Source organism: Hydrogenophaga sp. GW823-FHT04C09 (assembly GCF_058796355.1).
Window position 1 is genome coordinate 750,374 of sequence record NZ_JBXAIO010000001.1, and the last position, 22,399, is coordinate 772,772.

The window sequence follows — 22,399 nt, forward strand, 5'->3', positions numbered from 1 at the left end:
AGGCGGCCGTGGGGTCAGCCGCGCGCCTGGGCGGCGATGTCGGGCGTGGGCAGCTGCACGTCGCCGCATTGCGCGCGATGCAGCAGCGCGTGGTCCATCACCACCAGGGCCAGCAAGGCCTCGGCGATGGGGGTGGCGCGGATGCCCACGCAGGGGTCGTGGCGGCCCTTGGTGATGATTTCGGTGGGCTGACCGGCCGTGTCGATGGTCTCGCGCGGGATCAGGATGGAGCTGGTGGGCTTGATCGCGATCTGCACTTCCAGGTCCTGCCCGGTGCTGATGCCGCCGAGCACGCCGCCGGCGTTGTTGCCTTTGAAGCCTTCGGGGGTGAGGCTGTCGCCGTGCGTGCTGCCCCGGTGCGCCACGCTGGCGAAGCCGGCGCCGATCTCCACGCCCTTGACGGCGTTGAGGCCGAGCATGGCGTAGGCGATGTCGGCGTCGAGCCGGTCGTACAGCGGCTGGCCCAGGCCGACCGGCATGCCCTGCGCGGTGACGCGCAGGCGCGCGCCGCAGGAGTCGCCGCTCTTGCGCAGCTCGTTCATGTAGGCCTCGATGGCCGACACATCGGCCACCGGGGCGAAGAAGGGGTTGTGGGGCACGTGGTCCCAGCTCTCGAAGGGAATGGCCAGTTCGCCGACCTGCGTCATGTGGCCGCGGAAGGTGGTGCCGTAGCGTTCCTTGAGCCACTTTTTGGCGACCGCGCCGGCGGCCACGGTGGGCGCGGTGAGGCGGGCCGAGCTGCGGCCGCCGCCGCGCGGATCGCGGATGCCGTATTTCTGCCAGTAGGTGTAGTCGGCGTGGCCGGGGCGGAAGGTCTGCAGGATGTTGCCGTAGTCCTTGCTGCGCTGGTCGGTGTTGCGGATCAGCAGGGCGATGGGGGTGCCGGTGGTCTTGCCTTCGTACACGCCGCTGAGGATTTCGACGGTGTCGGGTTCGTTGCGCTGGGTGACGAATTTGCTGGTGCCGGGGCGGCGGCGGTCGAGCTCGGCCTGGATGTCGGCCTCGCTGAGTGCCATGCCCGGCGGGCAGCCGTCGATCACGCAGCCAATGGCCGGGCCGTGGGATTCACCGAAGTTGGTGACGCAAAACAGGGTGCCGAAGGTGTTGCCGCTCATAGAGGGGTGATTATCCCTGAGGCACGCTGGTGCGTTGGTGGGCCAGTCTGGTGCATGCGATCGGGCCTGGGGGACGGGAACATTTTGTGCTTTGTGCTGCGGCGCAGCAGCTGGTTGCTGTCCATCCCCAGAAAGGAGCGTCCCATGCTTGATCGAACCTCCACTTTGTTTTCTCACGTGAAGGGCGGCGAAGGCGACTATGTGAGTGGTGGCCTGCGCGATTTTTTCCTGTACCGCGACCTGGGGATCGCCCAGGCGACGCACGGCAAGGTGATTGCGCATCTGGTGAAGGCGAATCTGCCGCCGGAGGAAGGCACGGGCTGGCACCGGCACGAGGCGGATTTCCAGATCGTGATCATGCTCAGGGGTTGGGCGCGGTTCATGTACGAGGACCAGGAGACGCTGGTGGAGGCCGGCGATTGTGTGCATCAGCGGCCTGGGATCCGGCATTACCTGTTCGACTACTCGCCCGATATGGAGTACCTGGAGATCGTGTCTCCTGCGGACTTCAAGTCGATCGATGTGGAACCGGTTTGTGAGATTCCCAAGCCCACTCCTTGGGGCTGATTTCACTCCTGCCGGTCTTCGAGGCCCCAGGGGCGGGTGATGGGCTCCGCGAATGTCCCCCGGCGGCTGGTGCCGCCTCCTCCTTTACTTCGCTCCGCCCATCACCCACCCCTGGGACTTGCCACCATCCAGGCACTCGAGCGTTGACGCGCCAACATGGCTTCGGCTCGGACACCCGGGCGCTCTGCGCAGCGGGGTAAAGGAGGAGAACCGGCGAAGCCGGTTCGGGGGACACCCGCGGAGCAGAGCGCCCGGGTGTCCGAGCCCGCGAGGTACAGGAAAGAAACTTAAAACTCGGCATCCAACTCGTCGATGTCGTCGGGTTCGGCCTCCGCAGCCGCCACCCATTCCTTCATGGCCGGCAAGTCCATGATGGTGTCGCAATACGCCACACACGCAGGGCTGATCGCCACCTCGTAGGTGATGAAACGCGTCACCACCGGCGCGAACATCGCATCCGCCATGCAGGGCTTGCCGCCGAACAGATAAGGCCCGCCATACGTCTCCAGACACTCGCTCCAGATGGTCTCGATGCGATCGATGTCCGTCTGCGCGCGCGACCACAGCTTGAAATTCGGAAACGAGGCCTTGATGTTCATCGGCAACGACGAGCGCATCGCCGAAAACCCCGAATGCATCTCGCCACAGATCGCCCGGCAATGCGCCCGCGCCGCCCGGTCCGCCGGCAACAGACCCGCCTTCGGCTTCACCTCGTTCAGGTACTCGCCAATCGCCAGCGTGTCCCACACATGAATGCCATCGTGCTCCAGCGCCGGCACCCGCATCGAGGCCGACAGCAACAACATCTCGGCCTTCATCGCCGGATCGTCCGGCGAAATCACGTTCTCCGTGAACTCCAGCTTCGCCATGCGCGCCATCAACCAGCCCCGCAAGGCCCAGGCACCGTAGTTCTTGCTGCTGATCGTGAGTACCGCTTTGGCCATGGACATGCTCCTTCAGAGGGCATCCACCGAGCAAGGCCTGTGCCATCGCTGTGCACCCACCACGCACCGCGCCGGTGCAACACCCCGCTGGCCCGCAACTTGCCTGCAATGCGACACGTTGTCCCAGGAAAGAAACCATGCTGTATCAGGCCTACCAACTCCAGTCCGACCTGATCTCGCCCCTGCGCCTGACCGCGCAGCACCTGAGCGCCGCGCTCTGGCTGCGCGAAACCGAGGGCAGCGTCATGCGCAAGCTGGCCGCCGCCTGCGACGTGATCTCGCGCCTGCGCCTGACCCACACACGCCCGCCCTACCAGATCCACAGCGTGACGGTGGGTGAACGCGAATTCCCCGTCACCGAGGAAACCGTGCTCACCCTGCCCTTCGGCACCCTGCTGCGCTTTCGCAAGGAAGGCGCCGAACCCCAGCCCAAGGTGCTGCTCGTGGCCCCGCTCTCCGGCCACTTCGCCACCCTGCTGCGCGAGACCGCGCGCACCCTGCTGCAGGACCACGACGTCTACATCACCGACTGGCACAACGCGCGCGACGTCTCCCTGCGCCACGGCGCCTTCTCGCTGGACGACTACATCAGCTACATGATCCGCTTCACCGAGGCCGTGGGCCCGGGCAGCCACATGGTGGCGGTGTGCCAGCCCTGCGTGGCCGCGCTCGCCGCCACGGCCGTCATGGCCGAGGACGACAACCCCGCCCAGCCGCGCAGCCTCACGCTGATGGCCGGCCCGGTGGATTGCCGCGTCAACCCCACCGAGGTGAACAAGCTCGCCACCAGCAAGCCCATCGAGTGGTTCGAGAAAAACCTGATCAGCCACGTGCCGTTCCCGCACGCCGGCATGATGCGCCGCGTCTACCCCGGCTTCGTGCAGCTCACCGCCTTCATGAGCATGAACCCGGACCGCCACAAGCAGTCCTTCCGCCACATCTACGACCACCTGGCCGCCGGCCGCACCGAGGAGGCCGGCGTGATCCAGGCGTTCTACGAGGAGTACCTCGCGGTCAACGACCTGCCGGCCGAGTTCTACCTGGAGACGGTGGAGAAGGTGTTCCAGACCTACGACCTGCCGCGCGGCGTGCTGACCTGGAACGGCCGCACCGTGAACCCCGCCGCCATCCGCCGCACCGCGCTGATGACGGTGGAAGGCGAACGCGACGACATCTGCTCGGTGGGCCAGACGGTGGCCGCGCAGGACCTGTGCCGCAGCGTGCGCCCCTACATGAAGACGCACCACGTGCAGACCGGCGTGGGCCACTACGGCGTGTTCAGCGGGCGGCGCTGGAACCAGCAGATCTATCCCCGCGTGCGCGACATGATCCACGCCAGCTCGGACTGAACGTTCGTTCGCACCATGAAAAACGCCCCGGCATGCGGGGCGTTTTCATTTGAAGCTCGCTCGGCGCTTCAGGGGAAATTCGGCTCGTTCTTGCTCGACTCTTCCTCGGGCCAGTCGCGGATGTAGGCCTTGAGCATCTTGTTCTCGAAGTTCTGGCTGTCGACCACGGCCTTGGCCACGTCGTAGAAGCTGATCACACCCATGAGCATCTTGTTGTCCATCACCGGCATGTAGCGCGTGTGGCGCTCCAGCATCATGGGCCGCACCTGCTCCAGTTCGGTCTGGGGCGTGCAGGTCATGGGGTGGTCGTCCATCACGGTGCGCACGGTGCGCCCGCCCAGCGAGCCGCCGTTCTTGGCCAAGGTGTGGATGACTTCGCGGAAGGTCAACATGCCGACCAGGTCGCCGTGCTCGATCACGGCCAGCGAACCGATGTCGAACTGCGACATGGTTTCGATCGCGCGTTCCAGCGTCTCCTGAGGCTGGACGGTGTACAGCGTGCCTCCCTTGACGCGCAGGATATCGCTGACTTTCATGGCTGTGCTCCTCAATTCTGGTGTGTCCCCCATGGGGCTGGGGTGCTGACAATATAGCCCACAATACAAATCAAAACCACTGCGCGCGCCTCGCCCGCCGCAACGACAGGCAACCACTGGAGACCATATGTCCGGCTACGCTGACCCCGGCTTCGACACGCTCGCGCTGCACGCGGGCGCCGCCCCCGACCCCACCACCGGCGCGCGCGCCGTGCCCATCCACCTCACGACCTCGTTCGTCTTCGAGTCCAGCGACCACGCCGCCGCGCTGTTCAACCTGGAGCGCGCGGGCCATGTGTACAGCCGCATCAGCAACCCGACCAACGCCGTCTTCGAGCAGCGCATGGCCGCGCTGGAGGGTGGCATCGGCGCCATCGCCACCGCCAGCGGCCAGGCCGCGCTGCACCTGGCCGTGGCCACGCTGATGGGCGCGGGCTCGCACATCGTGGCCAGCACCGCCCTGTACGGCGGCAGCCAGAACCTGCTGCACTACACGATGCGCCGCTTCGGCATCGAGACCACCTTCGTGAAACCGGGCGACATCGACGGCTGGCGCGCCGCCGTGCGGCCCAACACCAAGCTCTTCTTCGGCGAGACCGTGGGCAACCCGGGCCTGGACGTGCTGGACATCCCCACCGTCTCGCAGATCGCGCACGAGGCCGGCGCGCCCTTGCTGGTGGACTCGACCCTTACAACGCCTTACCTCGTCAAACCCTTCGAGCTGGGCGCCGACATCGTCTACCACTCGGCCACCAAATTCCTCAGCGGCCACGGCACGGTGATCGGGGGCGTGGTGGTCGACGCGGGCAGTTTCGACTGGGAGAAGTCGGGCAAATTCCCCGAGCTCACCGAGGCCTACGAAGGCTTTCACAACATGGTGTTCAGCGAAGAAAGCACGGTCGGTGCCTTCCTGCTGCGCGCGCGCCGCGAGGGCCTGCGCGACTTCGGCGCCTGCATGAGCCCGCACAGCGCCTGGCTGATCCTGCAGGGCATCGAGACGCTGTCGCTGCGCATGGACCGCCACATGGGCAACACCGAGAAGGTGGTGCAATTCCTCGCCAGCCACCCGCTGGTGGGCCGCGTGGGCCACCCTCTGCTGGAGAGCCACCCCAGCCACGCGCTGGCCGAGAAGCTGCTGCGCTTCGGTGCCAAGGGTGCGGGCTCGGTGTTCAGCTTCGACATCAAGGGCAGCCGCGCGCAGGGCAAGGCCTTCATCGAAGCGCTCAAGATCTTCAGCCACCTTGCCAATGTGGGCGACTGCCGCTCGCTGGTGATCCACCCGGCGAGCACCACGCATTTCCGCATGAGCGACGAAGCGCTGGCGGCCGGTGGCATCGGCCCGGGCACGATCCGCCTGTCCATCGGCCTGGAAGACCCGGACGACCTGATCGACGATTTGAAGCGCGCGCTCAAGGCCGCAGAAAAGGCAGGGGCCTGACCATGTACCTGCAAGTCAATGGCGCCAGCACCTACTGCTACACCGGCGGCAAGCCTTTTGATGCCGCCAAGCCCACCGTGGTGTTCCTCCACGGCGTGATCAACGACCACAGCGTGTGGATCCTGCAGAGCCGCTACCTGGCCCACCACGGCTGGAACGTGCTCGCGGTGGACCTGCCCGGCCACTGCAAGAGCGAGGGCGAAGCGCCGGCCTCGGTGGAAGACGCGGCCGGCTTCGTGGCCGCCCTGCTCGACGCCGCCGGCGTGCAGAAGGCCGCGCTGGTGGGCCACAGCTGGGGCTCGCTGATCGCGCTCGAATCGGCCGGGCGCCTGAAGGAGCGCGTGAGCCACCTGGTGCTGGTGGGCACGGCCTACCCCATGAAGGTTTCGCCCGCGCTGATCGAAGCCTCGCTCAACGAGCCGGAGAAGGCGCTCACGATGGTGAACGTGTTCAGCCGCAGCACCCTGGCCGCGCCGCCCTCGGCGCTCGGCCCGGGCACCTGGGTCTACGGCTCCAGCATGGCGCTGGGTCGGCGCGTGCTGCGCAGCAACCCTCAGGTCAACGTGTTCCACCGTGGCTTCGTGGCCTGCGACCGCTATGCCGGCGGCGAAGCGGCCATCGCGCAGATCAGTTGCCCGGTGCTGTTCGTGCTCGGCGGGCTGGACCAGATGACCAACCCCAAGGCCGCGCAGGTGCTGGTGCAGGCCGCGCGCGCGGCCGGCAAGGCGGTGAGCATTGCCACGCTGCCGGTGGGCCACCACCAGATGACCGAGACGCCCGACGCCACGCTGTTCGCGATCCGCGATTTCCTCCGGGTTTAAGAACAGGCGCCCGTTTCGGCCACCGGGTCGGCAGGCGCCCCACCCAGGCACGACCGCAGAAAGCGGCCCACCTGTGCGTTGAACTCCGCAGGGCGTTCGAAGTACGGCGAATGCCCACAGGCGTTCATCTCGATGGCCCGCGCGTTCGGGAAAAGCGCCGCGATCGACCGGGCGAGTTCCGGGGGCACCAAGGGATCGTGCACCCCCGAGACCAGGAGCACGGGGCAGGCGACTTCTGCGAGGCGCTCACACCCGATCAGGGCATCCGGGTGGTTCAAGGCCTGCAGCCGGCGCTTGAGCTCGGCCGTCATGTCGCCGGACACCAGTGGGTTGAAGGCGTTGATCTGCTGGTACAGGAAGGCCAGGGCCGCCTCCGATGCGCGGAATGAGGGCGCCAATGCGCGTTGCTCGACCTGCCGGCTGTCCGACGTGCCCAGGTAACGTTCGACGCACGCCAGCACCTCGGGCGCATCGATGCCCAGCGGCGAACCGCTCGAGACCAGGGCCCACACGCGATCGGGGTGCGCCAGCGCAAGGCGCAGCCCCACGCCCCCGCTCAACGACTGGCAGACCAGGGCCGCGCGATCGATGCGCTCGGCGTCGAGCACCGCCAGAAGATCCCTGGTGAGCGCGTCCCATGTCAGGGAGTCGGGGCGTGCCAGCGACCGGCCGAAACCGCGGCAGTCCAGGGTCAGGCAGGTGAAACGGCTCGAGAAAAAAGGAATCTGCTGCCACCAGGTCGCGGCATTGGACCCCGCGCCATGGCAGAAGACCAGCGCCGGTCCCTGACCGTGGCGCTCATGGTAGATGCGGCAACCCTGGGCCTGGACGAAGCTCATGGCAACGGACCCCCTTCAGTCTTCCAGCTTCATGCCTGGCACGATCGCCCGGTACTTGCGCTCCTCGGCATCGAGAAAACGCTGCGCCCCGGCGAAATCCAGGCCAGCGGCGGGCACCGCCATGCCGCTGGCGCGAACGAACGACTGGATCGACTCCGAGCGATGCGCCTCGCGCAGCGCCTGGTTGAGGCGCTCGGCCACCGCCTGTGGCGTGCCCTGCGGCGCAAAAAGGCCCACCCAGATCGAGAAATCGACATCACGAAGCTCGGGCATGCTCTCGGCAAAAGTGGGGACCGTCGGAGCCAGGTCCATCCTCGAAGACGAGGACACCGCCACCGCCTGCATCTGGCCGCTCGACAACTGCGGCACCGCCGTGACCGTGGGCAGCAGGATCAGGTCGATCTGGCCACCGATGAGGTCCGCGATGAAGGGCGCGCCCCCCTTGTAGGGAACGTGCAGCAAGTCCGACTTCAGCCGAGACGCCAGCGAGTGCATCACGATGTGCTGAAAGGTGCCTCGACCCGGCGTGCCATACGTCAGGCTGGCCTTGCCGGGTGCGCTGGCCTGGGCGATGTCCTTCAGCGATCGGTGCGGTTTGGATTTGCCGGTCAACAGCACGACCGGAGAGGCGCCCAGGATGCCCACGGTCTTGAAGCTGGCGGTCTTGTAGGGCGGATTTCGGTTGGTCAACGGGCTCAGCACCACCTCGTTCACCGCCCCCAGCAAGAGCGTGTAGCCATCGGGCGCGGCCTGCGCCACCCGCTTCGCGCCGATCATGCCGCCCGCGCCCCCCATGTTCTCGACCACCACCGGTTGCCCAAGCTGTTTGGCAAGCTCTTCGCCCCACTTCCGGGCCACCGTGTCGGTGGAACCACCGGCCGGATACGCGACCAACAGGGTGACGGGCCGGTTGGGATAGCCCGGATCGGCCAGGGCAGTGACGGTTGCCCCCAGCAGGGCCGCGATGGCCAGGGTCCATCGGTGAAGGGTCTTCATGGTCGTGTCTCCATCGTTGTGCTGGAAGAATTCTGTTCTTGCGGCCCATGGCGGTAAATCGAATAATCCGCATGCACCCATTCCCTATGGAAATACCATGAGGCTGCCAGCCCTTCACTTGCTGCAAGCGTTTTCCGCCACCGCCCGCCACGGATCCATCTCGGCCGCCGCGAGGGAACTCCACCTCACGCAAGGTGCCGTGAGCAAGAAGCTCCTGGAGCTGGAGGCCTCGCTGGGGGTGGCCCTGTTCGACCGGATTCGAGGGCGCCTTCACCTTTCTCCTGCGGGGCATCGCTACCTGCCGGGGGTGGATGCGGCACTCGGACAACTGGAGCAGGCGACGCTGGGCGTCATGACGCTGCGAGGGCGCGGGGGTGTTCTGAACGTGATGAGCACCCCGACATTCGGGGCGAAATGGCTGATCCCCCGCCTGCCCCGGTTCCTGGCACAGCATCCTGAGGTATTCCTGAATTTCGTGCCCTTCAACCGAGGCGCATCCCCCGACCCCGATCTGGACTGCGCGCTTCTCTATGGCAACGGCACCTGGCCTGGAGCAAGCTCCCACTACATCGCCGGCCATGAGTACGTGGTCATTGCCCCGCCGCGCCTGCCGGCCTCGTCGCGCCTGCGCAGGCCGCGCGACATCGCCCTGCACGCCCTGCTTCAGCATCCCGCCGAACCGGGTGCCTGGCCGCGGTGGTGTGAGCTGCACGGCGTCTCTCACCCGGCGCTCATGCAAGGCCCCAAGCTCGATCAGGTGACCTCCATCGTGCGCGCGGTGATGGCGGGCATGGGCCTGGGCCTGGTGCCCCGTTGCGTGGTTCAGGACGACATCGACGCAGGGCTCGTGGCGGCCCCCTTTTCCAAGGACATGGTGGGCGAGGCCGGCTACTACCTCACCTACCCCGAGGGCAAGAACCACCTGCCACCTCTGGCCACCTTCCGCGACTGGCTGCTGCAGGAGGCCACGGGAAAGGACGCGCCGGCTACTTGACGCACTGCAGTTGGCCGGTGTCCTTGCCGCTGCTGGGCGGCACGCTCATCACGCAGGACATGCCGCCGCAGACGCAGTGCACGAGGCGGGTGCCGCCCGCCACCACGGACGTCGGTGCCGAACACTGGCAGGCCGGCGCCTCCATGATGTTTTTGGACTGGGCCGAGGCCGGCCGCAGCGGCAGCGCCGCGAGCAGGGCAACGACCAGCACGAAGAGCAGGATCGCAGCGATCAGCACGCCGCGCAGGGGACGCTGGAACATGGCAACTCCTCAGGTGGACAAGGGCGCGACCCATGCTACGCCGCCGCCTCGCGATTGCAAGCCCATTTCGTCCATGCTTTCGCGCTGCCACAATGCGCGAACCATGACGCCACCGATCACACCGCCCATGACCGCTGCGCGCGCGCAGGAGATCGCCGCCCACTTCGACCTGCGCGCCCTGCCCGCCGACTTTCTGGCCAACCCCTACCCGGTCTATGCCGCGCTGCGCGAGAGCCAGCCGGTGCGCCGCATGCCCGACGGCTCGGTGTTCCTCACCCGCTGCGCCGACCTGATGGCGGTGTACCGCGATGCGCAGGCCTTCAGCTCCGACAAGCACGTGGAGTTCGCGCCCAAGTACGGCGCGGATTCGGCCCTGTTCGAGCACCACACCACCAGCCTGGTGTTCAACGACCCGCCGCTGCACACGCGCGTGCGCCGGCTCATCATGGGCGCGCTCACGCGCCGCGCCATCGCCGAGATGGAGCCGGGCCTCATCGCGCTGGTGGACCAGTTGCTCGACGAGCTGGACGCGCGCCGCGGGGGTGACCTGATCGAGGACTTCGCCTCGGCCATCCCGGTGGAGATCATCGGCAACCTGCTGGACGTGCCGCACGAAGACCGGGGCCCGCTGCGCGCCTGGTCGCTCGCCATCCTGGGCGCGCTGGAACCCACGCTCACGCCCCAGCAGCAGGCCAGCGGCAACCAGGCCGTGACCGAGATGACCGCCTACCTGCGCAGCCTGGTGGCCGCGCGCCGCCAGCGCCCGGGCGACCCGGAGCGCGACGTGCTCACCCGCCTGATCCAGGGCGAGGCCAGCGGCGAACAGCTCAGCGAGGTGGAGCTGCTGCAGAACTGCATCTTCCTGCTCAACGCCGGCCACGAAACCACCACCAACCTGATCGGCAACGGCCTGATCTCGCTGCAGGAGTTTCCCGAGGCCCGTGCCGGCCTGCTGCGCGATTTGCAGGCCACGGCGGGCGACGCCGCCGCCGAGGAAGCCGTGCTCGGCCGCGCGGTCGATGAATTCCTGCGCTTCGAGTCGTCCAACCAGCTCGGCAACCGGCGCGCGATCCAGGACACCCAGGTCGGCGGCGTGGACCTGCCGGCCGGCACGCTGGTGACGCTGTGCATCGGCGCGGCCAACCGCGACCCGGCGCAGTTCGCCGACCCCGAGGTGCTGAACCTGGCGCGCGAAGGCAACAAGCACCTGGCCTTCGGCTTCGGCATCCACCAGTGCGCCGGCCTGAGCCTGGCGCGGCTGGAGGGGCGCATCGCCATCGGCCGCTTCCTGCGGCGCTTCCCGGGCTACCGTCTCATCGAGGAGCCCACGCGCGGCGGCCGAGCACGCTTTCGCGGCTTTCTGCGCGCGCCGTTCGCCATCGATTGAGCGCGGGCGTCACCCCGACGCGACCGAAGCCTCCCCCACGGCCTCGCTCGAGCCGCCGGCCAGGGCCGGTGTGGTCGAGACGGCCTGCGCCACCGAGAGGTCCATCCAGCGGCTCTCGGACCAGAAGCGCGCGGTGTGCGGCTGGTGCGCGAGCAGCAGCCGCTCCACCAGCGGGGCCACCGGCGTCATGGCCGGGTCGATCAGCAGCACGTAGCGCTCGCCGTCCTCGTCGAGCCGGCCCAGCCAGTCCAGCTTGACCATCACGGCCACCGGCTCTTCGAGCTGCAGCGCGTCCACCCGCAGCACCTGGGCCAGGGCCTCCAGGCTCAGGCCCTTGGGCGCGCTGTCGCGCGCCGTGTGCAGCTGTTCCAGCAATTCCAGCGCGAGCTGGAAGCTCCAGCCCGGCGTGTCGCTGCGCCGCGCGATGCCCGAGAGCAGGCTGGGCAGGTAGGCCGCGACCACCGCCCCCAGCAGCACGATCACCCAGGCGACGTAGAACCACACCAGCAGGATGGGCACGGTGGCGAAGGTGCCGTAGACCACCGAGTAGGTGGGCACCTGGGCCAGGTACCAGGCCAGCACCTTCTTGGCCAGCTCCAGCCCCACGCCCACGAACAGGGCGCCCGAAAGCGCATGGCTCCAGCGCACCCGGGTGTTGGGCACGTAGCGGTAGAGCGCGGCCAGGCCGCCGGTGAGCAGCGCGAACTGCACGGCATCCAGCAGGAAACGCACGCCGCCAGGCAGGCCCGAGACCACGCCGCGCGAGGCCGTGACGGCGTAGGAGGTGGCCGCCAGGCTGCCCGCCAGCAGCAGCGGGCCCAGGGTGAGCACGGCCCAGTACACCAGCACGCGCTGGGTCAGCGAACGCGGCTGGCGCACACGCCAGATGTCGTTGAGCTTGCGGTCGATGGTCAGGATCAGGGCCAGCGCGGTCACCAGCAGCACCAGCGCGCCGGCCCAGCCCATCTGCCCGGCCTTGTTGGCGAACTGGTTGAGGTAGCTGAACACCTGCTTGGCGATGTCGGGCGGCACCAGGCTTTGCACCAGCCAGCGCTGCAGGGTGACCTGCAGGCGGTCGAACATCGGGAAGGCGCTGAAGATCGCCAGCGCGACGGTGAACAGCGGCACCAGCGAGATGGTGGTGGTGAAGGTCAGCGAACTGGCGGTGATGCCCAGCCGGTCTTCCCGGAAGCGCTCGCGCAGCGTCAGCGCCGTGGTGCGCCACGGAAAATTCAGGGCGTCGCGCCACAGCGCGCGCGCCAGGGTTTCAAGGGCCCGCAGGCGCTCTTTCAGGGTCATCCCGGTATCATGCCACCTGCCCTCCCGCCCCCGCTTTCCCACCCTCCCCCATGCCCTCATCCCCCTCGCCCTCCAGCGCCCTGGACACCCCTTCCGCCGTGCGCGGCACCCGCTGGCTCGCCGTGGGCAGCCTGCTGGGCCTGATCGTGCTCGGCCTGGCCTGGGAACTGTGGCTCGCGCCGCTGCGCGAAGGCGGCTCCTGGTGGGCCATCAAGGTGCTGCCGCTGACCGTGCCGCTGGCCGGTCTGCTGAAAAACCGCATGTACACCTACCGCTGGGTCAGCCTGCTGGTGTGGCTGTATTTCACCGAAGGCGCGGTGCGCGCCACCAGCGAGTCGGGCACCTCGATGTGGCTGGCCTGGCTCCAGGTGCTGCTGTGCATCGCCCTCTTCGCGGCCTGCGCGCTGCACGTGCGCATGCGCCTGCGCGCCGCCGGCAAGGAAGCCGTGGCCGCCGACGTGGCCAGCTCCACCGCCGCGGCCGAATCCCGCGTGGCCAAACCATGAGCGCCGATCTGCTGCAAGCGCTGCGCGCGGCCGTGGGGCCGGCCCAGGTGCTGACCCACGAAGACCCCGCCGCCGACCTCTCCGCCTGGGAAAACGACTGGCGCAAGCGCGCGCAGGGCCGCGCGCTGGCCGTGGTGCGCCCGGGAAGCACCGCCGAGGTGGCCGCCGTGGTGCGCGCCTGCGCCCAGGCCGGGGCGGCCATCGTGCCCCAGGGCGGCAACACCGGCCTGGTGGTGGGCTCGGTGCCCGACGATTCCGGCACCCAGGTGGTGCTGAGCCTCACGCGCATGAACGCCGTGCGCGCGATCGACGGCGCCAACCTCACGATGACGGTGGAAGCCGGCTGCGTGCTGCAGTCGCTGCAGGACGCGGCCGAGAACGCCGGCTTCCTGTTCCCCCTGAGCCTGGCGGCCGAGGGCAGTTGCACGATCGGCGGCAACCTGGCCACCAACGCGGGCGGCACACAGGTGGTGCGCTACGGCAACGCGCGCGAACTCTGCCTGGGCCTGGAGGTGGTGACGGCGCAGGGCGAGGTGTGGCACGGCCTCACCGGCCTGCGCAAGGACAACACCGGCTACGACCTGCGCGACCTCTTCATCGGCAGCGAGGGCACGCTGGGCGTGATCACCGCCGCCACGCTCAAGCTCTACCCGCTGCCCGCCGCGCAGCTCACCGCCTGGGCCGCCGTGCCCACGCTGGACGCCGCCGTGGCGCTGCTGGGCCTGGCGCACCAGCACCTGGGCGCGGGCCTGACCGGCTTCGAGGTGATGGGCCAGTTCGCCCTGGGCCTGGTGGACAAGCACTTTCCCGCCCTGCGCGTGCCGCTGTGGGCGGACAGCCCCTACTGCGTGCTGCTGGAGAACAGCGACAGCGAATCGGAAGAGCATGCGCGCGGGCAGTTCGAGCGCCTGCTCGAAACCGCCTTCGAGCAAGGCCTGGTGAGCGACGCGGTGGTGGCCGAGAGCCTCTCGCAGGCGCGTGGCCTGTGGCACATCCGCGAGAGCATTCCACTGGCCCAGGCCGAAGAGGGCCTGAACATCAAACACGACATCAGCATCCCGGTTTCGCGCATTCCCGCCTTCTGCGCCGAGACCGACGCCTTGCTGCAGCGCGAGATCCCCGGCGTGCGGCTGGTGAATTTTGGCCATCTGGGCGACGGCAACCTGCACTACAACGTGCAGGCGCCGGCCGACGGAGATGCCAAAAAGTTCCTGAATGAGCAGGAAACGCGCGTGAACACCCTGGTTTTCGATGCGGTGGCGCGCTACGATGGATCGATCAGCGCCGAACACGGCGTGGGCAGCCTCAAGGCCGCCCACCTGCCCCACTACAAGGACCCGGTTGCCCTGGGCCTGATGCGCGCCATCAAGCAGGCGCTCGATCCTCACCACCTCATGAACCCTGGCCGCGTGCTCACCCACCCATGAATCTCCGCCGTCCCGCCCGCCTCTTGCTCGTGTGCGCGCTCGCCGCCACGGGTTGGGCGCACGCGGTCGAGGCGAACCAGCGCCAGGCCTGGCGCGAGCAGGCGCTGGCGTACGAACACGGGGAAGGCGTGGCGCGCGACACCAATGCGGCGATCGCGCTCTACTGCCGCGCCGCACTCGCGGGGGACGCGGTCTCGGCCTACAACCTGGGCTGGCTCTACGCCAACGGCCGGGGCACGCCGCGCCACGACGGCTACGCCGCGCACTGGTTCGCGCGCGCGGCCCTGCTGGGCGATGCCCAGGCCGAGGCGATGTTCAAGCGACTGGACACACCGGCGGACAAACCCGAGTGCGTGCTGCAGGCCGAACGGGCCGAACAGCAGCGCGCCGAGCAGGAGCGGCTGACCGCCGAGGCCGATGCGGTGGTCACGCGCTACCGCGACTGGGTCAACACGCCCGAGCAGCAGCGCATCATGAAGATCGTCTACAAGCTCGCGCCGCAGTTCGGCATCGAGCCCGGCCTGGCCTTCGCCGTGATCAAGGCCGAGTCCAATTTCAACGTGCACGCCCTGTCGGACAAGAACGCCCAGGGCCTGATGCAACTCATTCCCGAGACCGCCGCACGCTTCCGCGTGAACAAGCCTTTCGACGCCGAGCAGAACATCCGCGGCGGCCTGTCCTACCTGCAGTGGCTGCTGGCCTACTTCAAGGGCAACGTGCCCCTGGTGCTGGCCGCCTACAACGCGGGCGAAGGCACGGTGGAGCGCTACCGTGGCGTGCCGCCGTTCCCCGAAACGCAGGGCTACATCAAGCGCATCCAGCAGATCTTCGCCCTGCAGCAGCACCCCTTCGACGAGCGCATCACCGCGCCGTCGCCGGCCATGCCCGGCATCACCTCCGTGCGCCCCTGAGCGGCGGCCCGGCAGGCCACGCGCGCGCGGCGCGCGCTCGAATCAGTAGTAACCCCATGAGGTAGTCCTACGACTATCAGGCGCAGAGGCGCGTTCCTAGAATTTTCGAATCACAAGCCATGCGCCACGGCACCCGGGCATGGTCACAGGAGACGAAGTTTCATGAACATCGCGCAGTTGCTCGTGCGTTCGGCCCGAACCTTCCCCGACCGGGATGCCGTGCTGCTGGGTGCGCGCGTGTGCTGCGACTACCGCGAACTGGCCCGCCGGGCCGGGGCGCTCGGCACCGGCCTGTCGCAGCACCTGGGCCTGCGGCCCGGCGAGCGCGTCGCCCTGCTGCTGCACAACTGCCCGCAGTACCTGGAGGTGCTGTACGGTGCCTGGTCCGCCGGGCTGGTGGTGGTGCCGATCAACCACAAGCTGCATGCGCGCGAAGTCGAGTACATCCTGGCCGACAGCGGCGCGCGGGCCCTGTTCACCTCGGCCGATCTGAGCGCGGACCTGCAGCCCGGCCCGGCTGCCGCCATCGACGTGAACGGCGCCGAATACCTGTCCCTGCTCGCCAGCGATGCGATGGCACCGGTGCACCGCGCGCCCGACGACATCGCCTGGCTGTTCTACACCTCGGGCACGACCGGGCGCCCCAAGGGGGTGATGCAGACGCACCGCAACCTGCTCTCGATGACGCTCTGCTATTTCGCCGACGTGGACACCGTGCGGCCGGGCGACGCGAGCCTCTATGCGGCGCCCATGTCGCACGGTGCCGGCCTCTACAACATCCCGCACGTGCTGGCCGGCGCGCGCCATGTGATCCCCGAGTCCGGCGGTTTCGACCCCGACGAGATCCTCGCGCTGGCCCGCGAGCTGCGCGATGTGTCGATGTTCGCGGCGCCCACCATGGTCAAGCGCCTGGTCGACAGCGCGCTCGCGCGCGGCCTGGACGGCGACGGCATCAAGACCATCGTCTATGGCGGCGGGCCCATGTACGCGGCCGACATCCAGCAGGCCATCGCCGTGATGGGGCCGCGCTTCGTGCAGATCTACGGCCAGGGTGAGTGCCCGATGGCGATCACCGCGCTGTCGCGCGAACACCTGGCCAATCTCGGCCATCCGCGCCATGCGCAGCGCATGGCTTCGGTGGGCGTGGCGCAGAGCAGCGTGGAGATCCGCATCGCGCAGCCGGACGGCACCGCGCTGCCCTGCGGCGAGACCGGGGAGATCCTGGTGCGCGGCGACCCGGTGATGCCAGGCTACTGGGGCAACACGGCAGCCACGGCCCAGACCTTGCGTGACGGCTGGCTGCACACCGGCGACATCGGCGAACTCGATGCCGATGGCTTCCTCTCGCTCAAGGACCGATCCAAGGACCTGATCATCAGCGGCGGCTCCAACATCTACCCGCGCGAGGTCGAGGAGGTGCTGCTGCGCCATCCCGGCATCCGCGAGGTGGCCGTGGTCGGCCGCCCGCATGGCGAGTGGGGCGAGGAGGTGCTGGCCTACGTGGTGCCACGCCCCGGCCACACGCTGGACACCGGCGAGCTCGATGCGCTCTGCCTCGCCAGCATCGCGCGCTTCAAGCGCCCGCGCCAGTACCTGCTGCTCGACGAATTGCCCAAGAACAGCTACGGCAAGGTGCTCAAGACCGCTCTGCGGGACCTGGGCGATTCCCCCAACGACAGGAGACACATCCCATGAAACTGGTCACATTCGATCTGCCCGGCGGCCAACGCCACATCGGCGCCATGCTCGCGGGCGAGCAGCGCCTGGTGGACTTCACCGCGTCGTCCACCTCGCCCGCCATGCGCAACATGCTCGCGCTGATCGACGGCGGCGAGGCCGCGCTCAAGGAAGCCCGGCAACTGCTGGACAAAGCCGCCGTCACCCACGCGCTGGCCGATGTGAAGCTGGCCGCGCCACTGCCCGAGCCGCGCCAGATGCGCGACTTCCTGTGCTTCGAGAAACACTTCCGCCAGGCGCGCGCGAACCGCCACCTGTTCGGCGCCACCGACGGCGAGCGCGACCCGGCCAAGGTGGAGATTCCGCCGATCTGGTACGAGGAGCCGATCTACTACAAGTGCAACCGCTTCTCGGTGGTGGGCACGGGCGCGGACATCGTCAACCCCGCGTACTGCCAGATGCTGGACTACGAACTCGAGTTCGCCGCCATCCTGGGCAAGAGCGGCAAGAACATCCGCAAGGAAGATGCGCGCTCGCACATCTTCGGCTACCTGATCTTCAACGACGTGAGCGCGCGCGACCAACAGATGCGCGAGATGGGCGGCACGCTCGGGCCCACCAAGGGCAAGGACTTCGACACCGGCAACGTGCTCGGCCCCTGGCTGGTCACGGCCGACGAGGTCGGCAACCCCTACGACCTGACCATGGTCGCTCGCGTCAACGGCGAGGAATGGTCGCGTGGCAACAGCGGCGAGATGCACCACCGTTTCGAGGACGTGCTGGTCCACGCCTCGCGCGACGAGACGCTGCACGCAGGCGAGTTCTTCGGCTCGGGAACGGTCGGCAGCGGATGCGGACTGGAACTGGGCCGCTTCCTGAAACACGGCGATGTCGTCGAGCTGGAGATTCAGAAGCTCGGCGTGCTGAAGAACCGTGTGGTGTTCCGTCACGCAAGCCAGTGACCGCGTTCTTCCCTAAAACCATCTGGAGACAAGCCATGCACACCTTTATCGCGACCCTGCGTTCCCTTGTGCGCCCCCTGGCGGTGGCCACGCTGCTGAGTGCGGCGGCGGCCCCCGTCTGGGCCCAGAAGATCGTGTTCGGTTTCTCGGCATCCACCGCGTTCGCCAACGCCTTTGTCGCGGCCAACGAAGGCCTCTTCAAGAAACATGGCCTGGACGTGGAGATGAAGCTGGTGCCCAACTCGGCCACCACGCCGGCGGCCCTGATGGCCGGCAGCCTGCAGATCGCCACACCGACCGCGCCCAACACCATGCAGGCGGTCGAGCAAGGCCTGGACCTGGTGGTGCTGGCCGGCGGCGGCTACTACACCAAGGGCATGGAAGACGTGGCCATCATGGTCCGCCCCGACAGCCCCATCAAGACCGCCAAGGACTTCGAGGGCAAGCGCGTGTCCACCCCGGGCCTCAACGCCTTCCTGCACGTGCTGTTCCGCAAATGGATGGCCGAGAACGGCGGTGACTACAAGAAGGTGACGTTCACCGAGAACGCGTTCGCGCAATCGGTGGACGTGCTGCGCAACGGCCAGGTCGACGGCATCCTCGCGGTGCAGCCCTTCCTCTCGCGCGCCGAGGAAACCAAGGCCGGCCGCGTGGTCGCCTACTACATCGCCGCGCTGGATGGCGAGGTGCAGTCGGGCTGGCACGTCGCCAGCCGCAAGTGGGCCGACGCCAACCCCAAGCAGGTCGCCGCCTTCCGCGCCGCCATCGAGGAAGCCTCGGCCATGGCCTTGAAAGACCCGGGCGTGGTGCGCAAGGCCAACCTGGTCTACATCCCCTTCCCGCCCGAAGTGCAGGCCAAGTTCCCCGACCCCAAGTTCCGCCCGGTCATCACGCCCGAGGTGGTGCAGAACTGGAACAAGATCATGATGGACCAGGACATGCTCAAGAAGCCGATCGACCCGGCGAAGCTGATCTACAAGTGAGCCGCATGAGCCAAGCCAACGATCCCGTCCTGTCCATCACCGGGCTGGACTTCACCGTGGGTTCCCTCAACATCCTGAACGACATTTCGCTCACGGTGCATGAGAAGGAGTTCGTCTGCATCGTCGGTGCCTCGGGCTGCGGCAAGACCACGCTGCTGCGCCTGATGGGCGGCCTGCTGAGCCCCACCCAGGGCCGCGTGCTGTACCGGGGCCGCGCGATCGACGGGCCCGACCCCGAGCTCGCGGTGGTGTTCCAGGACTACGGGCGCGCCCTGCTGCCCTGGCGCACCGTGGCCGGCAACGTGGAGCTGGCGCTGGAGGCGCGCCGCGTGCCCAAGGACGAGCGCGCGCCCATCATCCGCGACATGCTGGAACGGGTGGGCCTGGCCGAGCGGGCCGACGCCTACCCGATCCAGCTCTCCGGCGGCATGCAGCAGCGCCTGCAGATCGCGCGCTGCATGGCGCAGGCGCCGCAGGTGCTGCTGATGGACGAGCCCTTCGGCGCGCTCGACGCGATGACGCGCCAGACCCTGCAGGACGAGGTGGCCCGCCTGTGCGCCGATGCCGGCGTGACGGTGGTGTTCATCACCCACGACCTGGAGGAGGCGATCTACCTGGGCGACCGGGTGATCTCCATGGACAAGCACCCGGGGCGGCTGTCGGAGACGCTGACGATCGAGCTGGAGCGGCCGCGCAACCAGCTCACCACGCGGGAGGACGCGCGCTTCCTGGCCTACCGCCACCGCCTGTTCAACCTCCTGCCACCGGGGCACTGAGATGAATGCATCCATGGCGCGCGTGTTCAAGGGGGTGCTGTTCCCGGCGGCGGTCCTGATCTTCTGGGAGTTCGCGGCCCGCTCCGGGCTGCTCAAGGCCGAGAGCCTGTCGTCCCCGATCGCGATCTTCCGCGCGGCGGTGGGCGTGGTCGCCGACGGCAGCCTGTTCAAGGCCGCGCTGGAGACCTTCGGCGGCGCGGTCGGCGGGCTGGTCGTGGGGGCCACGGCGGGCATTCTGGTCGGCGTCGCCTTCGGCCTCTCGCGCCACCTGTCGCAGCTGATGCGGGTGTCCACCGAGGCGCTGCGGCCCATTCCCTCGGTGGCGCTGATTCCCCTGGCGCTGCTGATCCACGGCTACGGCTTCCAGATGGAGAGCAGCATCGTGGCCTTCTCGTGTTTCTGGCCGTTGCTGATCATCACCGAAAGCGCGGTGCGCGGCATCGAGCCGCGCCTGCTGGAGGTGGCGCACATGCTCAACTTCAGCCTGCGCGAGCGCGTGACCAAGATCGTGCTGCCGGCGGCGCTGCCGCGCATCTTCGTCGGCCTGCGGCTGGCGGCCGCGGTGTCGCTGGTGGTGGCGGTCACGGTGGAGATCACGGCCAACCCGATGGGCCTGGGCTATGCGCTCATCGTCGCGCAGGAGAGCATGCGGCCCGATCGCGTGTTCGCCTTCATCGGCTGGATCGGTCTGATCGGCTGGGCGCTCAACGCCTCGCTGCTGCGCGCGCAGCAACGCTGGTTCGGGCGCATGGGCAACTGGGCGGAGCAATCGGCATGAAAAGACAACACGGTGTCCTGATGTGGTTCGCCAGCCTGGGCGTGCTCGCCGCGCTGGTCGGCCTGTGGCAGCTCGCCGCGCACCTGGAACTGGTGTCGCCGGTGTTCTTTCCGGCCCCGCTGCGCAGCTTCGAGTCGCTCTGGGACCAGATGGGCACGGCGGACTTCTGGCTCGCGTTTCGCGAAACCCTGCGGCGCATGGTGCTGGGCTTCGTGACCGCCTCGGTCGCGGGCGTCGCGCTGGGCGCGGCGATCGGCCTCTCGCCCCGGCTGCGCGCCTATGTGGAGCCCACGCTGGAGCTGATCCGCCCGCTGCCCGCCTCGGCCATGATCCCGGTCTTCGTGCTGCTGATCGGCCTGAACGACCGCATGATCGTGACGGCGATCGCGTTCTCCTCGCTCTGGCCGGTGCTGCTCAACACGGTGCACGGCTTCAAGACCATCGAGCCCCGGCTGCTGGAGGTGGCGCGCATCCTGCACCTCTCGCGGTTGGAGATGGTCTGGAAGATCGCCCTGCCCAACGCGCTGCCCGACATCTTCGCCGGCCTGCGGCTGGCGCTGACGGTCTCGCTCATCCTCGCGGTGGTGGCCGAGATGCTGGCCGGCACCATCGGCCTGGGCCAGAACATCACGCTGGCCGCGCGCTCCTTCCGCAGCGCCGACCTGTACGCCGGGATCATCGTGCTCGGCGCGGTCGGCTACGTGTCCAACATCCTGCTTCAACGCGCCGAACAGCACCTGCTGCGCTGGCGCACGCCCTGAACCCGGCATCCCCCACCTCAACCACAGGAGACAACCCATGAAATGGCAATACACCAAGGGACTGCACGACATCGGCAATGGCAACTACGCGTGGCTGCTGCCCGACGGCACCTGGGGCTGGAGCAACGCCGGCCTGGTGACCGACAGCGGCGAGTCGCTGCTGGTGGACACCCTGTTCGACCTCAAGCTCACGCGCGAGATGCTGCACGCCATGCGCAACGCGGTGCCCGAGGCCAAGGAGATCGCGCAGGTGGTCAACACCCACGCCAACGGCGACCACTACTTCGGCAACCAGCTGGTGGCCGACTCGGAGATCATCGTCTCGCAGGCCTGCGCCGACGAGATGCTCGCGCACCCGCCCCAGGCCCTGATCGACCGCTTCCGCAACTACAAGGAACTGGGCGACGGCGGCGAATTCCTCATGAAAGCCATGGGCCGCGTGTTCGATTTCCGCGGCATCGTCTACACCCCGCCCACCAAGACCTTCAGCGGCGAGATCGACCTCAAGGTGGGCAACAAGACCGTGAAGCTGGTCGAGGTGGGCCCCGCCCACACCAAGGGCGACGTGCTCGCCTACATCCCCGAAGACAAGATCGTCTACACCGGCGACATCCTGTTCAACGGCGGCCACCCCATCGTGTGGGCGGGCCCGGTGGACAACTGGATCCGCGCCTGCGACCTCATGCTCGGCTGGGACGTGGACGTGGTGGTGCCCGGCCATGGCCCGATCACCGACAAGACGGGCGTGCGCGCGCTCAAGCACTACCTGGAGTACGTCAAGGCCGAGGCGCGCAAGCGCTACGACCAGGGCATGACGCTCGAGCAGGCGGTGGACGACATCTCGCTGCGCGAGTTCAACTCGTGGACCGACGCCGAACGCATCTACGTCACCGTCAACAACCTGTACCAGGAGTTCAGCGGCGACACCTCGCCGCCGGACACCGTGAAGCTGTTCGGCCTGATGGCGCACTACGAAGAGCGCCAGCGCAAGCTGCACGGCAACGTGATCGGCTGCGGTCCCAACTGCAACCACGCCAACCACTGAACACCCCTCAGACCACCTCAAGGAGA

23 protein-coding genes are annotated in these 22,399 nt (G+C 68.1%); 16 read left to right on the forward strand and 7 right to left on the reverse strand.

Annotated features, from left to right (window positions below; all coding sequences use genetic code 11):
- Nucleotides 1-14: 14 nt before the first annotated feature.
- On the reverse strand, nucleotides 15-1,115 hold the full coding sequence (aroC, locus tag AC1Q9M_RS03455) for a chorismate synthase (RefSeq protein ID WP_382323965.1): 1,101 nt from the start codon (nucleotides 1,113-1,115) through the stop codon (nucleotides 15-17).
- A gap of 144 nt (nucleotides 1,116-1,259) precedes the next feature.
- On the opposite strand from aroC, the gene AC1Q9M_RS03460 reads away from it, so the two are divergent.
- Nucleotides 1,260-1,682 carry a cupin domain-containing protein gene (locus AC1Q9M_RS03460; RefSeq protein WP_444688762.1) on the forward strand — a complete coding sequence of 141 codons (423 nt, stop codon included), beginning with the start codon at nucleotides 1,260-1,262 and terminating at the stop codon, nucleotides 1,680-1,682.
- A 287-nt stretch (nucleotides 1,683-1,969) separates the two neighbouring features.
- On the opposite strand, the gene AC1Q9M_RS03465 is transcribed toward AC1Q9M_RS03460, so the two are convergent.
- Nucleotides 1,970-2,626: a glutathione S-transferase gene (locus tag AC1Q9M_RS03465; protein ID WP_444688761.1), complete on the reverse strand. Its 657-nt coding sequence runs from the start codon at nucleotides 2,624-2,626 to the stop codon at nucleotides 1,970-1,972.
- Nucleotides 2,627-2,763: 137 nt separating this feature from the next.
- Between AC1Q9M_RS03465 and AC1Q9M_RS03470 the strand changes: the two genes are divergently transcribed.
- A complete protein-coding gene (locus tag AC1Q9M_RS03470; protein ID WP_492432429.1) occupies nucleotides 2,764-3,975 on the forward strand; it encodes a polyhydroxyalkanoate depolymerase in 1,212 nt (403 codons plus the stop codon).
- A gap of 68 nt (nucleotides 3,976-4,043) precedes the next feature.
- On the opposite strand, the gene AC1Q9M_RS03475 is transcribed toward AC1Q9M_RS03470, so the two are convergent.
- Nucleotides 4,044-4,511, reverse strand: a complete 468-nt coding sequence (locus AC1Q9M_RS03475; RefSeq protein ID WP_291114768.1) for a CBS domain-containing protein — start codon at nucleotides 4,509-4,511, stop codon at nucleotides 4,044-4,046.
- A gap of 127 nt (nucleotides 4,512-4,638) precedes the next feature.
- Between AC1Q9M_RS03475 and AC1Q9M_RS03480 the strand changes: the two genes are divergently transcribed.
- Together AC1Q9M_RS03480 and AC1Q9M_RS03485 are read left to right on the forward strand one after the other, a co-directional pair.
- Nucleotides 4,639-5,949, forward strand: a complete 1,311-nt coding sequence (locus AC1Q9M_RS03480) for an O-acetylhomoserine aminocarboxypropyltransferase (protein ID WP_382159031.1) — start codon at nucleotides 4,639-4,641, stop codon at nucleotides 5,947-5,949.
- 2 nt (nucleotides 5,950-5,951) lie between these two features.
- Nucleotides 5,952-6,770 (forward strand): alpha/beta fold hydrolase, encoded by an 819-nt coding sequence (locus AC1Q9M_RS03485; RefSeq protein WP_492432432.1) that lies wholly within the window; start codon nucleotides 5,952-5,954, stop codon nucleotides 6,768-6,770.
- Here AC1Q9M_RS03485 and AC1Q9M_RS03490 read toward each other — a convergent pair.
- The gene (locus AC1Q9M_RS03490; protein ID WP_444688757.1) at nucleotides 6,767-7,609 is read right to left on the reverse strand and encodes an alpha/beta fold hydrolase; all 843 of its coding nucleotides are present in this window, start codon (nucleotides 7,607-7,609) and stop codon (nucleotides 6,767-6,769) included. The genes AC1Q9M_RS03485 and AC1Q9M_RS03490 overlap by 4 nt on opposite strands.
- A gap of 15 nt (nucleotides 7,610-7,624) precedes the next feature.
- Nucleotides 7,625-8,605 carry a Bug family tripartite tricarboxylate transporter substrate binding protein gene (locus AC1Q9M_RS03495; RefSeq protein WP_382323951.1) on the reverse strand — a complete coding sequence of 327 codons (981 nt, stop codon included), beginning with the start codon at nucleotides 8,603-8,605 and terminating at the stop codon, nucleotides 7,625-7,627.
- A 97-nt stretch (nucleotides 8,606-8,702) separates the two neighbouring features.
- On the opposite strand from AC1Q9M_RS03495, the gene AC1Q9M_RS03500 reads away from it, so the two are divergent.
- The gene (locus AC1Q9M_RS03500) at nucleotides 8,703-9,599 is read left to right on the forward strand and encodes a LysR substrate-binding domain-containing protein (protein ID WP_492432435.1); all 897 of its coding nucleotides are present in this window, start codon (nucleotides 8,703-8,705) and stop codon (nucleotides 9,597-9,599) included.
- On the opposite strand, the gene AC1Q9M_RS03505 is transcribed toward AC1Q9M_RS03500, so the two are convergent.
- Nucleotides 9,592-9,861, reverse strand: coding sequence for a hypothetical protein (locus AC1Q9M_RS03505; RefSeq protein WP_291114781.1), 270 nt, complete (start codon nucleotides 9,859-9,861; stop codon nucleotides 9,592-9,594). The genes AC1Q9M_RS03500 and AC1Q9M_RS03505 overlap by 8 nt on opposite strands.
- Nucleotides 9,862-9,988: 127 nt before the next feature.
- On the opposite strand from AC1Q9M_RS03505, the gene AC1Q9M_RS03510 reads away from it, so the two are divergent.
- Nucleotides 9,989-11,248, forward strand: a complete 1,260-nt coding sequence (locus AC1Q9M_RS03510; protein WP_492432437.1) for a cytochrome P450 — start codon at nucleotides 9,989-9,991, stop codon at nucleotides 11,246-11,248.
- 9 nt (nucleotides 11,249-11,257) lie between these two features.
- On the opposite strand, the gene AC1Q9M_RS03515 is transcribed toward AC1Q9M_RS03510, so the two are convergent.
- The gene (locus tag AC1Q9M_RS03515) at nucleotides 11,258-12,547 is read right to left on the reverse strand and encodes a YihY family inner membrane protein (protein WP_382159043.1); all 1,290 of its coding nucleotides are present in this window, start codon (nucleotides 12,545-12,547) and stop codon (nucleotides 11,258-11,260) included.
- Nucleotides 12,548-12,597: 50 nt separating this feature from the next.
- On the opposite strand from AC1Q9M_RS03515, the gene AC1Q9M_RS03520 reads away from it, so the two are divergent.
- The 10 genes from AC1Q9M_RS03520 (at nucleotide 12,598) to AC1Q9M_RS03565 (ending at nucleotide 22,373) form a co-directional block, all read left to right on the forward strand.
- Nucleotides 12,598-13,053, forward strand: a complete 456-nt coding sequence (locus AC1Q9M_RS03520; protein WP_382159045.1) for a DUF2069 domain-containing protein — start codon at nucleotides 12,598-12,600, stop codon at nucleotides 13,051-13,053.
- On the forward strand, nucleotides 13,050-14,480 hold the full coding sequence (locus tag AC1Q9M_RS03525) for an FAD-binding oxidoreductase (RefSeq protein ID WP_444688755.1): 1,431 nt from the start codon (nucleotides 13,050-13,052) through the stop codon (nucleotides 14,478-14,480). The genes AC1Q9M_RS03520 and AC1Q9M_RS03525 overlap by 4 nt, the downstream gene beginning before the upstream one ends.
- Nucleotides 14,477-15,391 (forward strand): lytic transglycosylase domain-containing protein, encoded by a 915-nt coding sequence (locus AC1Q9M_RS03530; RefSeq protein ID WP_382323945.1) that lies wholly within the window; start codon nucleotides 14,477-14,479, stop codon nucleotides 15,389-15,391. Before AC1Q9M_RS03525 ends, AC1Q9M_RS03530 begins: the two co-directional genes overlap by 4 nt.
- A gap of 162 nt (nucleotides 15,392-15,553) precedes the next feature.
- Nucleotides 15,554-17,086 carry a class I adenylate-forming enzyme family protein gene (locus tag AC1Q9M_RS03535; RefSeq protein WP_382326992.1) on the forward strand — a complete coding sequence of 511 codons (1,533 nt, stop codon included), beginning with the start codon at nucleotides 15,554-15,556 and terminating at the stop codon, nucleotides 17,084-17,086.
- A complete protein-coding gene (locus AC1Q9M_RS03540) occupies nucleotides 17,083-18,030 on the forward strand; it encodes a fumarylacetoacetate hydrolase family protein (protein WP_382326994.1) in 948 nt (315 codons plus the stop codon). The genes AC1Q9M_RS03535 and AC1Q9M_RS03540 overlap by 4 nt, the downstream gene beginning before the upstream one ends.
- A 35-nt stretch (nucleotides 18,031-18,065) precedes the next feature.
- A complete protein-coding gene (locus AC1Q9M_RS03545) occupies nucleotides 18,066-19,013 on the forward strand; it encodes an ABC transporter substrate-binding protein (protein WP_444688752.1) in 948 nt (315 codons plus the stop codon).
- A gap of 5 nt (nucleotides 19,014-19,018) precedes the next feature.
- The gene (locus AC1Q9M_RS03550) at nucleotides 19,019-19,789 is read left to right on the forward strand and encodes an ABC transporter ATP-binding protein (protein WP_382159056.1); all 771 of its coding nucleotides are present in this window, start codon (nucleotides 19,019-19,021) and stop codon (nucleotides 19,787-19,789) included.
- A gap of 1 nt (nucleotide 19,790) precedes the next feature.
- Entirely contained in the window at nucleotides 19,791-20,567 is a 777-nt protein-coding gene (locus AC1Q9M_RS03555; protein WP_382323939.1) for an ABC transporter permease, read from the forward strand.
- Nucleotides 20,564-21,328, forward strand: coding sequence for an ABC transporter permease (locus AC1Q9M_RS03560; RefSeq protein ID WP_382159059.1), 765 nt, complete (start codon nucleotides 20,564-20,566; stop codon nucleotides 21,326-21,328). The genes AC1Q9M_RS03555 and AC1Q9M_RS03560 overlap by 4 nt, the downstream gene beginning before the upstream one ends.
- Nucleotides 21,329-21,365: 37 nt before the next feature.
- Nucleotides 21,366-22,373, forward strand: coding sequence for an MBL fold metallo-hydrolase (locus AC1Q9M_RS03565; RefSeq protein WP_382159061.1), 1,008 nt, complete (start codon nucleotides 21,366-21,368; stop codon nucleotides 22,371-22,373).
- Nucleotides 22,374-22,399: the final 26 nt, after the last annotated feature.

Bases quoted from the DNA above. Each gene is read 5' to 3' on its own strand.
- aroC (WP_382323965.1), bottom strand. From the start codon at position 1,115: ATGAGCGGCAACACCTTCGGCACCCTGTTTTGCGTCACCAACTTCGGT.
- AC1Q9M_RS03460 (WP_444688762.1), top strand. From the start codon at position 1,260: ATGCTTGATCGAACCTCCACTTTGTTTTCTCACGTGAAGGGCGGCGAA.
- AC1Q9M_RS03465 (WP_444688761.1), bottom strand. From the start codon at position 2,626: ATGGCCAAAGCGGTACTCACGATCAGCAGCAAGAACTACGGTGCCTGG.
- AC1Q9M_RS03470 (WP_492432429.1), top strand. From the start codon at position 2,764: ATGCTGTATCAGGCCTACCAACTCCAGTCCGACCTGATCTCGCCCCTG.
- AC1Q9M_RS03475 (WP_291114768.1), bottom strand. From the start codon at position 4,511: ATGAAAGTCAGCGATATCCTGCGCGTCAAGGGAGGCACGCTGTACACC.
- AC1Q9M_RS03480 (WP_382159031.1), top strand. From the start codon at position 4,639: ATGTCCGGCTACGCTGACCCCGGCTTCGACACGCTCGCGCTGCACGCG.
- AC1Q9M_RS03485 (WP_492432432.1), top strand. From the start codon at position 5,952: ATGTACCTGCAAGTCAATGGCGCCAGCACCTACTGCTACACCGGCGGC.
- AC1Q9M_RS03490 (WP_444688757.1), bottom strand. From the start codon at position 7,609: ATGAGCTTCGTCCAGGCCCAGGGTTGCCGCATCTACCATGAGCGCCAC.
- AC1Q9M_RS03495 (WP_382323951.1), bottom strand. From the start codon at position 8,605: ATGAAGACCCTTCACCGATGGACCCTGGCCATCGCGGCCCTGCTGGGG.
- AC1Q9M_RS03500 (WP_492432435.1), top strand. From the start codon at position 8,703: ATGAGGCTGCCAGCCCTTCACTTGCTGCAAGCGTTTTCCGCCACCGCC.
- AC1Q9M_RS03505 (WP_291114781.1), bottom strand. From the start codon at position 9,861: ATGTTCCAGCGTCCCCTGCGCGGCGTGCTGATCGCTGCGATCCTGCTC.
- AC1Q9M_RS03510 (WP_492432437.1), top strand. From the start codon at position 9,989: ATGACCGCTGCGCGCGCGCAGGAGATCGCCGCCCACTTCGACCTGCGC.
- AC1Q9M_RS03515 (WP_382159043.1), bottom strand. From the start codon at position 12,547: ATGACCCTGAAAGAGCGCCTGCGGGCCCTTGAAACCCTGGCGCGCGCG.
- AC1Q9M_RS03520 (WP_382159045.1), top strand. From the start codon at position 12,598: ATGCCCTCATCCCCCTCGCCCTCCAGCGCCCTGGACACCCCTTCCGCC.
- AC1Q9M_RS03525 (WP_444688755.1), top strand. From the start codon at position 13,050: ATGAGCGCCGATCTGCTGCAAGCGCTGCGCGCGGCCGTGGGGCCGGCC.
- AC1Q9M_RS03530 (WP_382323945.1), top strand. From the start codon at position 14,477: ATGAATCTCCGCCGTCCCGCCCGCCTCTTGCTCGTGTGCGCGCTCGCC.
- AC1Q9M_RS03535 (WP_382326992.1), top strand. From the start codon at position 15,554: ATGAACATCGCGCAGTTGCTCGTGCGTTCGGCCCGAACCTTCCCCGAC.
- AC1Q9M_RS03540 (WP_382326994.1), top strand. From the start codon at position 17,083: ATGAAACTGGTCACATTCGATCTGCCCGGCGGCCAACGCCACATCGGC.
- AC1Q9M_RS03545 (WP_444688752.1), top strand. From the start codon at position 18,066: ATGCACACCTTTATCGCGACCCTGCGTTCCCTTGTGCGCCCCCTGGCG.
- AC1Q9M_RS03550 (WP_382159056.1), top strand. From the start codon at position 19,019: ATGAGCCAAGCCAACGATCCCGTCCTGTCCATCACCGGGCTGGACTTC.
- AC1Q9M_RS03555 (WP_382323939.1), top strand. From the start codon at position 19,791: ATGAATGCATCCATGGCGCGCGTGTTCAAGGGGGTGCTGTTCCCGGCG.
- AC1Q9M_RS03560 (WP_382159059.1), top strand. From the start codon at position 20,564: ATGAAAAGACAACACGGTGTCCTGATGTGGTTCGCCAGCCTGGGCGTG.
- AC1Q9M_RS03565 (WP_382159061.1), top strand. From the start codon at position 21,366: ATGAAATGGCAATACACCAAGGGACTGCACGACATCGGCAATGGCAAC.